This is a genomic window from Erythrobacter sp. (assembly GCF_023653175.1).
Taxonomy (GTDB): domain Bacteria; phylum Pseudomonadota; class Alphaproteobacteria; order Sphingomonadales; family Sphingomonadaceae; genus Erythrobacter.
In genome coordinates this window covers 1-8150 of record NZ_JAMNXL010000157.1, presented here as the reverse complement: position 1 = coordinate 8150, position 8150 = coordinate 1, and the positions used below count along the sequence as shown (strand labels likewise).

7 protein-coding genes and 1 other RNA gene are annotated in these 8150 nt (G+C 65.3%); 3 read left to right on the top strand and 5 right to left on the bottom strand.

Translation table 11 applies throughout. The annotated features are described in order from the left end of the window. The first annotated feature begins 112 nt into the window (after positions 1–112). Together ssrA and NBV68_RS15060 are read left to right on the top strand one after the other, a co-directional pair. Positions 113–457: a transfer-messenger RNA gene (ssrA, locus tag NBV68_RS15065) on the top strand. Between the two features lie 173 nt (positions 458–630). Beyond that, entirely contained in the window at positions 631–1101 is a 471-nt protein-coding gene (locus NBV68_RS15060) for a GNAT family N-acetyltransferase (RefSeq protein WP_296311199.1), read from the top strand. Positions 1102–1139: 38 nt separating this feature from the next. On the opposite strand, the gene NBV68_RS15055 is transcribed toward NBV68_RS15060, so the two are convergent. The 4 genes from NBV68_RS15055 to NBV68_RS15040 all read right to left on the bottom strand — a co-directional run bounded on the left by NBV68_RS15055 (position 1140) and on the right by NBV68_RS15040 (position 4930). Further along, the gene (locus NBV68_RS15055; RefSeq protein ID WP_296311196.1) at positions 1140–1385 is read right to left on the bottom strand and encodes a hypothetical protein; all 246 of its coding nucleotides are present in this window, start codon (positions 1383–1385) and stop codon (positions 1140–1142) included. 94 nt (positions 1386–1479) lie between these two features. Next, positions 1480–2730, bottom strand: coding sequence for an N-succinylarginine dihydrolase (locus NBV68_RS15050; RefSeq protein ID WP_296311194.1), 1251 nt, complete (start codon positions 2728–2730; stop codon positions 1480–1482). Continuing rightward, a complete protein-coding gene (locus NBV68_RS15045; protein ID WP_296311191.1) occupies positions 2727–3743 on the bottom strand; it encodes an arginine N-succinyltransferase in 1017 nt (338 codons plus the stop codon). The genes NBV68_RS15050 and NBV68_RS15045 overlap by 4 nt, the downstream gene beginning before the upstream one ends. After that, positions 3740–4930: a hydrolase gene (locus NBV68_RS15040; protein ID WP_296311189.1), complete on the bottom strand. Its 1191-nt coding sequence runs from the start codon at positions 4928–4930 to the stop codon at positions 3740–3742. The genes NBV68_RS15045 and NBV68_RS15040 overlap by 4 nt, the downstream gene beginning before the upstream one ends. A gap of 126 nt (positions 4931–5056) precedes the next feature. On the opposite strand from NBV68_RS15040, the gene NBV68_RS15035 reads away from it, so the two are divergent. Further along, positions 5057–7153: a malate synthase G gene (locus tag NBV68_RS15035; RefSeq protein WP_296311187.1), complete on the top strand. Its 2097-nt coding sequence runs from the start codon at positions 5057–5059 to the stop codon at positions 7151–7153. Positions 7154–7157: 4 nt separating this feature from the next. Here NBV68_RS15035 and NBV68_RS15030 read toward each other — a convergent pair whose 3' ends face one another. Then, entirely contained in the window at positions 7158–7922 is a 765-nt protein-coding gene (locus NBV68_RS15030) for a type I restriction enzyme HsdR N-terminal domain-containing protein (protein WP_296311184.1), read from the bottom strand. Between the last annotated feature and the right edge of the window lie 228 nt (positions 7923–8150).

Below are 8150 nucleotides of genomic sequence, written 5' to 3'. Positions count from 1 at the left end.
TTGCGGGAGGGGTTGGGGGTGGGCAAGCGCGACCGCTCGCAGGCCCACCCCGCTGCGGCTAGCCAGCAAGCTGGCAAGCCTCGCTCCCCTCCCGCAAGCGGGAGGGGCAGATACACTTCACATTCAGGATTGCCGCGCTATATCAACCGTGCCGGTTTCGACCGGATATGGCGATAAATTGCTGCGTGCAATAGATGCAACGGACCCGGGGGCAGTACCCGGCGGCTCCACCAGAATCTGCGGTTTACCGCATGTCCTGACGGGGCCGAACCAGGATCGACGTGTGTTGAAAAGCGTAGTTTTTGCCCGGGCTGAGTAACCCGCATAAGGCTCAAAACCCATAAGTGCCAACGACAACGAAGCACTCGCAATCGCTGCGTAATTGATGGGCTAACGCCCTTCTTTTATTAGGCCAAAAAGCGCGGTTGGACCGAACCGGGCAACAGAATCGGATACCGGGCGTCCGGGGGTACGTAGCAACAGAAACCCCCACCTTTCTCGGAGATTTTTTGCTTACAATTGCGACCATTCGCTGACCTTCTGATTGGTCAGCCTCCGCACGAACCCACGCCAGCGCATAGCGCCATGGCGGCCGGCTCACCGCAAGCAAATCACCGAAAGACTACACCCATGACACACATTGCTATCCGCCCGCTCGTGCGCGGCGATCTGCCTCGCGTTGCCCATCTGGTCGACGCCAACGCCATGTTTCCCTTCGAGATGCTGGACGAAATGACTGCGGCCTTCTTTGCCGGAGGCAGCGACACCCAGCGCTGGATCGTCGCCGAACGGGACGGGCACGTCGAAGGCGTTGCCTATACCGTGCCCGAACCGCTGACCGAGGGCACCTGGAACACGCTCTGCATCTGCGTCGATCCCGAAGCCCACGGGCAGGGCATCGGCACCGCACTGATGCGGCATGTCGAGAGCGAGCTCAGTGGGCAGGGCGTGCGCGTGCTGCTGGTCGAGACCTCGGGCACGCCCGCGTTCGAACGCACGCGCGGGTTTTACGACATGCTCGGCTATGATCGCGAGGCGCGGATCCGCGACTACTACAGCGCGGGCGATGAAAAGATCATCTTCCGCAAGGCGCTGATCTGAAGTGTGGGGCGGGCCCGCGCCATGTGCGCGGGCCTGCCCTATTCGCTACGCGCCGCCCGCAACTCGGCCACTTCGCGCTCCAGCTTCAGGCAATCGAGGATCTTCGCACCCGCCAGAAACACCGCGCCGGTCGTTGCCAGAAACAGCAGGTGCCCGCCCAAGCCAGGGTATTCGTGAAGATAGGCCATGCCCCGCGCGCTCGACCCGAGGGCGAGGGCGTAGATGATCAGGAACGCCTCGAAGCGGTTCTTGATCACGAACAGCCTTCCCAGCTTGCGCAGCATAGCGTCTCCCGACCCTTGGGCGACTCCGTGGCAGGCTGAGTCGCTTTAACAGTGTCGTAACCTTACGCCTGCTGCGGCAGGTCGCGCAAATGCGTTAACCAAGCTGTGCCAGATCGAGCGCCTCCAGCAGGGCAAGGCGTGCCGCGATCACGCTGTCCGCGAGGGTCTGCGTCCCGATATCGGACGGGTCGATCTGTTCGGGCCAATGCGCGGCGATGGTGCGCTCCAGAACGTCTGCCTTGGCCTCGTCGAGCAGGAAGCGCGGGTCGACCGTCGCCGAGTCGCACACCACGCGCAGGCGCAGGCAGGCGGGGCCGCCGCCGTTAGCCATGGACTGGCGCACGTCGACTGGAATGACCTGCCGGATCGGGCCGTTGCCGGCCAGCATCGTCTCGGCCCAGCCCCACACCGCAGCGCTCTCGCGGCATTCCTCGGGCACGATCAGCGCCATGCTTCCATCGGGCAGCGTGAGAAGCTGCGCATTGAATAGATAGGTGCGGATCGCCTCCTGCAGCGAGACCGCAGACGAGGGCACCTCGACCACCTCCAGCGCGGGGAAGGCGGCGCGGATCGCGTCATAGGCACCCTGCTGGTCGGCGAAGGCCTCGGCATGGGTGAACAACACGCGGCCATTGGCCACCGCCACCACGTCATTGTGGAAAGCGCCGGCCGCGATCGCTTGCGGGTTCTGCTCGATGAAGACGGTGCGTTCCGGCGCCAGGCCGTGCGCGCGCGCGACGAGGCGGCTGGCTTGTTCGTGCTGGCGCGCGGGAAAGCGCCCGCCCGGCCTGCCGTAGACGAACACCTCGACGCCCGGCGCGTCATGCGTCTCGCACAGCCGCATGTGGTTGGCCGCGCCCTCGTCGCCGAAGGAGGGGGGCACGGCGTCGTGGATCGCGAAGTGCCGCTCGTCTCCGAAAGCGACCCTGAGCTGGGCCTGCGTATCGGGCCATTCCTGCGCGCGGTGCAGCATGGTGACGAGGTTTGCAGGGCTGAGGTGGCAGCGCCCGTCGGCGGTATCGGGGGCGGGCGAGACGGTCGCGGCGTTGGCGGTCCACATGCTCGAGGCCGACCACGGCGCGGCGCGCAGCTGCGGCGGCTCGGTGCCGTCCAACGCCAGCGCCTGCGCCAGCGCGCCATTGGGGCGCGGCAGCGGCAGCAGGAAGCCCTGCACGCCGAGGCGCGCGAGATTGCCGCGCATCTTCGCCACCCCCTGCAATGCCGCCGCGCGCGGATAGGACGGATCGCCCGCATGGCTCGCGCTGGCGATGTTGCCGAGGCTCAGCCCGGCATAATTGTGGCTGGGGCCGACGATCCCGTCGAAGTTGATTTCGGTCAGGCTCATCGCGCCACGCTCCACACCATGTCGCCCGCGCACACGTCGAGCAAGTCCGCGCTGGCAGAGTCGATCGCGATGCCGCCCTCGCCGTCGAGCACCCGCGCGCCGAAGCAGGCGCGGAAAGACCCCAGCCGTCCGGTCGCGAGGATCGCGCGCTCGCCTTCGCCCGCGTCGAGCGCGGTGACCGCGCATTCGCAGGCGTTCTTCACGCTCGTCACCTGGTCGGTGCGCGCCACCATCGTCGGCCCGCCGTCGAAGATGTCGACATAGCCCTCGGCGCGGAACCCCTCGTTCTCGAGCATCCGCATCGCCGCGCGCCCCGTGGGGTGGGGGACGCCGATGACGCTGCGCGCATCCTCGCTCAGCATGGCGATGTAGACCGGGTGCTTGGGCATGAGGTCGGCGATGAACTGGTTGCCGTTGATCGCGTTGAAATAGTCCGCGTCCTGGAAGCTCATCCCGAAAAAGCGTCCCGCGACCCCGTCCCAGAAGGGCGATCCGCCGCGCTCGTCGATGATGCCGCGCAATTCGGCAAGGATGCGGTCGGCAAAGCGCTGGCGATGCATGGCGACGAACAGGTAGCGCGAGCGGGCCAGTAGCAGGCCGAAGCCCCCGGCGCGCTCGCCCGGGTGGAGGAACAGCCCGCCGACCTCGCTCGATCCTTCGAGATCGGTGACGAGGCTGAGCAGCTCGGCGCGCACGGTGCGGTCGAGCTCCTGCGAATACTGGGTGAGCGTGTTGAGGCGGTAGGAGTAGAACGGCCAGCGCTGCCCAACCTGCGTCATCAGCTGGCAGGTGCCGCGCACCGCGCCGGTTCGGGTGTTTTCGAGCACCAGCACGAACTGCTCGTCGGCGAGCGTATCATCCGCGCGCGCGAACGCCTTGGCCGCGCGTTCGAGTTTGCCCTCGAGCGCCGCGCGGTCGGGGGGCAGGTTGGTAAAGCCCCCGCCGGTGAGCTTGGCCATTTCATAGAGCGCTTCGAGATCGGCGGGGCGCGCAGGCCGGAGGCGGAAGGTCAATGGAGGGCTCCCTGAGCGAGACGCTCGATGACGCGGGCAGAAAGCGCCGCGCGTTCGGCAAGGCTGGGGACGATGAGGTATTCGTCCGGCGAATGGATCGCGCCGCCGCGTACCCCCATGGTGTCGACCACTGGTACGCCTGTGGCAGCGATGTTGTTGCCATCGCATACCCCGCCGGTCGATTGCCAGCGGATGGTCTGGCCGAGTTCGGCACCGCATTCGCGCACGAGATCGAACAGGGCCTGCGCGCGGGCGTCGACTGTCTTGGGCGGGCGGGTGACGCCGCCGTGGCGGTGGGTGGCGATGTCATGCGCTGTTTCAATGCTGCGCAGCAAAGCGTTGAGATCGCTGTCGAAGGTCTCGGCGGCTTGCGTCGATTTGGGGCGGACGTTGAAGCGCAGCACGGCGTGATCGGGCACCACATTGTTCGCAGCGCCGCCTTCGAGCTTGGCGGGATTGATGGTGATGGCGGCGCTCTCCAACGCCTTCAGCCGCAGGATCAGATCAGCCGCCGCGACAATGGCATTGCGCCCCTCATGCGGGTTGCGTCCTGCGTGGGCGCTCTTGCCGATAAAGGTGATCGAGTAATTGCCGGTGCCCCCCCGCTCATGCGCCAGCGTGCCATCGGGCAGGGCGGCGGGTTCATAGGTCAGGGCGGCGAGCTTGCCCGCGGCGAGCTCGGCGATCAGGCCTGCGCTGGCGAGCGAGCCGGTCTCTTCGTCCGAATTGATCAGCACTTCATAACCGAGGGCGGAGGCGCTGGCGGTCTGCTCGAAGGCCAGCAGCGCGTGAAGCATCACCGCGATCCCGCCCTTCATGTCGGCGACGCCGGGGCCGTTCAGCGTCTCGCCGTCGAGCCATGTCTGGCGCTGGAAGGGGTGATCTGCGGGGAACACCGTGTCCATGTGCCCGGTGAGCAGGATGCGCCGGTTGGCCTGCGGACGCACCCGGACGACCAGATGCTGGCCGTGGGGTTTATCGTAAGCCGAGCCGTCGGCGGCGATCGCGGTGACGGGGGCGGGGTCGACGAGTTCGACCGTGCCGGGCAGCGCCGCAAAGGCCTCGGCCAGCATCGCCGCTTGGTTTGCAAGGCCGGCAAGGTTGGCGGTGCCGGTGTTGAGCGCGCTCCACGCCTGCACCTGCGCCAGCATTGCCGCGCTGTCGAACTTGCCCTGTGTCCCGTCCATCCCCTCCCTCTAGCCGTGGACGCGCGCGGGGCCAAGGCGTTGCAATCGCCGCTCCGCTTTGCCATAGGGCCAGCCGTCCTCTCCTCCCCGGGTTCGGCTTTCCACGCTTACCACACGAGGACTACCATGACTGACATGACCACCCGCGCCGGTCTGAGCATCGACTCCCGGCTGGCGAGCTTCCTCGAAAGCGAAGTGCTGTCGCCGCTTGGGCGCGATCATGAAGCCTTCTGGCAGGGTTTTGCGGCGCTTCTGGCCGAGTTTGCGCCGCGAAACCGCGCGCTGCTCGACAAGCGCGAGGCGCTTCAGGCGCAGATCGACGCGTGGCATACGGAGCGCGCAGGGCAACCGCATGACCCGGCGGCCTACAAGGCGTTCCTCACCGAAGTCGGCTATCTTGTGCCCGAGCCCGGCGACTTCACCATCGGCACCCAGAACGTCGACCCCGAGATCGCGACCATGGCCGGCCCGCAGCTGGTGGTGCCGATCCTCAACGCACGCTTCCTGCTGAACGCGGCGAATGCGCGGTGGGGGAGCCTCTATGATGCCTTCTACGGCACCGACGCGCTCGATGCGCCGCCGGCGCGGCCGGGCGGGTATGACGAGGCGCGCGGTGCGGCGGTGATCGCGCGCGGGCGACAGTTTCTGGACGAAGCCTTCCCGTTGGCGAGCGGAAGCTGGGCTGAGCTTGCGGGCCGCGAAGCGATTGCGCTGGCCGATCCGTCGCAAGCTGTCGGCACCACTGACAAGGGTGTGCTGCTGAAGAACAACGGCCTGCACGTCGAAGTGGTGTTCGATTCGAACACATCCGTCGGTGCGACTGATCCCGCAGGCATCGCCGATATCGTCGTCGAATCCGCGCTCACCACCATCGCCGATTGCGAGGACTCGGTCGCGGCCGTGGATGCCGAGGACAAGCTGCTCGCCTACACCAACTGGCTCGGCATCATCCGCGGCGATCTGTCGGAGAGCTTCGATAAGGGCGGCAAGACCCTCACCCGCACCCTCGCGGGCGACAAAACCTATATCGACGGCGAGGGCACCGCGCAGACCCTCAAGGGCCGCAGCCTGATGTTCGTGCGCAATGTCGGCCACCTGATGACCAACCCCGCGATCCGCCTCGCTGATGGCTCCGAGATCCCCGAGGGCATCATGGACGCGGTCTTCACCTCCGCGATCAGCTCGCTGGACGTCGAAGGCCACGGAAAGTTCGGCAACTCGCGCTGCGGCTCGATCTACATCGTGAAGCCCAAGATGCACGGGCCCGAGGAATGCGGCTTCACCAATGACCTGTTCGACGCGGTCGAGGACCTGCTTGGGCTCCCCCGCCACACCATCAAGGTCGGGGTGATGGACGAGGAGCGCCGCACCTCGGCCAACCTCGCGGCCTGCATCCACGCCGTCCGCGACCGGATCGTGTTCATCAACACCGGTTTTCTGGATCGCACCGGGGACGAAATCCACACCTCGATGCGTGCGGGGCCGATGCTGCGCAAGGGCGCGATGAAGGGCAGCGTTTGGCTCAAGTCCTACGAGGCACGCAATGTCGCCATCGGCCTTGCCCACGGCCTCTCGGGCAAGGCGCAGATCGGCAAGGGCATGTGGGCCGCGCCCGATCTGATGGGGCAGATGATGGTCGAGAAGGTCGGCCACCTCAACGCGGGCGCGAATACCGCGTGGGTCCCGTCGCCCACCGCCGCGACGCTCCACGCGTTGCACTACCACCAGATCGACGTCTTCGATGTGCAGAAGCACCTGCCCGAACCCGCCGGCCTCGACGACCTCTTGGCGATCCCGCTGGCGGACGGCGCGAACTGGTCGGAGGAGGAAGTGCGCGAGGAGCTCGACAACAACTGCCAGGGCCTGCTCGGCTACGTGGTGCGCTGGATCGACCAGGGGGTGGGCTGCTCCAAGGTGCCCGACATCAACGACATCGGCCTGATGGAGGACCGCGCGACGCTGCGCATCTCCTCGCAGCACATCGCCAACTGGCTGCTGCACGGCGTCATCACCGAGGCGCAGGTGATGGACTCCCTGCGCCGCATGGCCGCCAAGGTCGACGCGCAGAACGCGGGCGATCCGCTTTATCTGCCGCTCACCGACAACGAGGGCGGCGCGGCGTTCAGCGCGGCCAGAGAGCTGATCTTCAAGGGGGTGGAGCAGCCGTCGGGATACACCGAGCCGTTGCTCCACGCTTGGAGGTTGAAGAAGAAGGCGGGGTAGCCCTCTACTCTGCCGCTTGCTTTGCGGCTTTCCGGGCTTGGGCGGCCAGAACCTTCTTGATCATCGCCTTGGCCGCTTTGGGGCCGTCGCCGTCCAACGCATCCCGCTTGATCACATCATTGGTCAGGATGATGCGGATTTGGTCGTTTGTGACCTTTATCCCGTCAAAAAGCTTTCTGATCTCGCGGCGGATCGATGAAATGGTTTGTTCCGATTGGAGAACTTCCGCGATCACATATCGGTTCACGATCTGCGCCTGCTTGTGGAAGGCATCGAGCTCGTCACTCGAAACGCTCTCTCTGCAAAGCATCGCGAGCTTCTCAACGTCGTCCTGCGACCGCATCGACAGCTCAGTGATATTGAAGGAACAGACTTCTTCCCAATCGATTGGCTGGCCGAACTTGATCCGGAAAATTCTCCATTCGACCGAGTTGGTTAGAATGATCCACTCGATCCCTTCGTGTGCCCCGTAGTTGACCGCTTGGCGCAGGTGGTTTTCGGACAGATTGGTTCCCGCTGATTTCACCTCGGCGAGATAGTGAACCTTGCCTTCTACCTTGATGGCAAGATCGCAGAAGGTGCCACGAATTTGCTGCTCGCTGGTCAGTTCCTCGTACTTGTCATAGCCGAATATCTCGGAGAGCATGTCCTTGATGACAGTTACGGTATCCGCTTCCGACACGTCCCTTTCGGCGATCTGACGGACGATACGCTGGTACTTCTTGAGGCCAGTTGCGAGCCTGTCTTGCGTCTTTTTGGCAATTTTCATTTTCGATCCCCCGCACCGCGTCAGAAGATCGAAACGTGCCCTCTCAATCTTTGACCGTCAATAGGTTAGCCTTCGAACTACCCCTGCCCGGAGTTGGGCTCGCCGCTGCCGCACCGCCCGCAAAATCAATGCTTTCCTACTCGCCCCGGCTGCGGCAAGCTTGCCCCGTGACCCGCCATCATCCCCTTCCTGATCGTCCGAAAGTGCATCTGCGGGGTGGAAGGCTTT

Excerpts from the sequence above, each read along its gene's own strand:
- NBV68_RS15040 (WP_296311189.1), bottom strand. The coding sequence starts at position 4,930 with ATGGACGGGACACAGGGCAAGTTCGACAGCGCGGCAATGCTGGCGCAG.
- NBV68_RS15055 (WP_296311196.1), bottom strand. The coding sequence starts at position 1,385 with ATGCTGCGCAAGCTGGGAAGGCTGTTCGTGATCAAGAACCGCTTCGAG.
- NBV68_RS15035 (WP_296311187.1), top strand. The coding sequence starts at position 5,057 with ATGACTGACATGACCACCCGCGCCGGTCTGAGCATCGACTCCCGGCTG.
- NBV68_RS15050 (WP_296311194.1), bottom strand. The coding sequence starts at position 2,730 with ATGAGCCTGACCGAAATCAACTTCGACGGGATCGTCGGCCCCAGCCAC.
- NBV68_RS15030 (WP_296311184.1), bottom strand. The coding sequence starts at position 7,922 with ATGAAAATTGCCAAAAAGACGCAAGACAGGCTCGCAACTGGCCTCAAG.
- NBV68_RS15060 (WP_296311199.1), top strand. The coding sequence starts at position 631 with ATGACACACATTGCTATCCGCCCGCTCGTGCGCGGCGATCTGCCTCGC.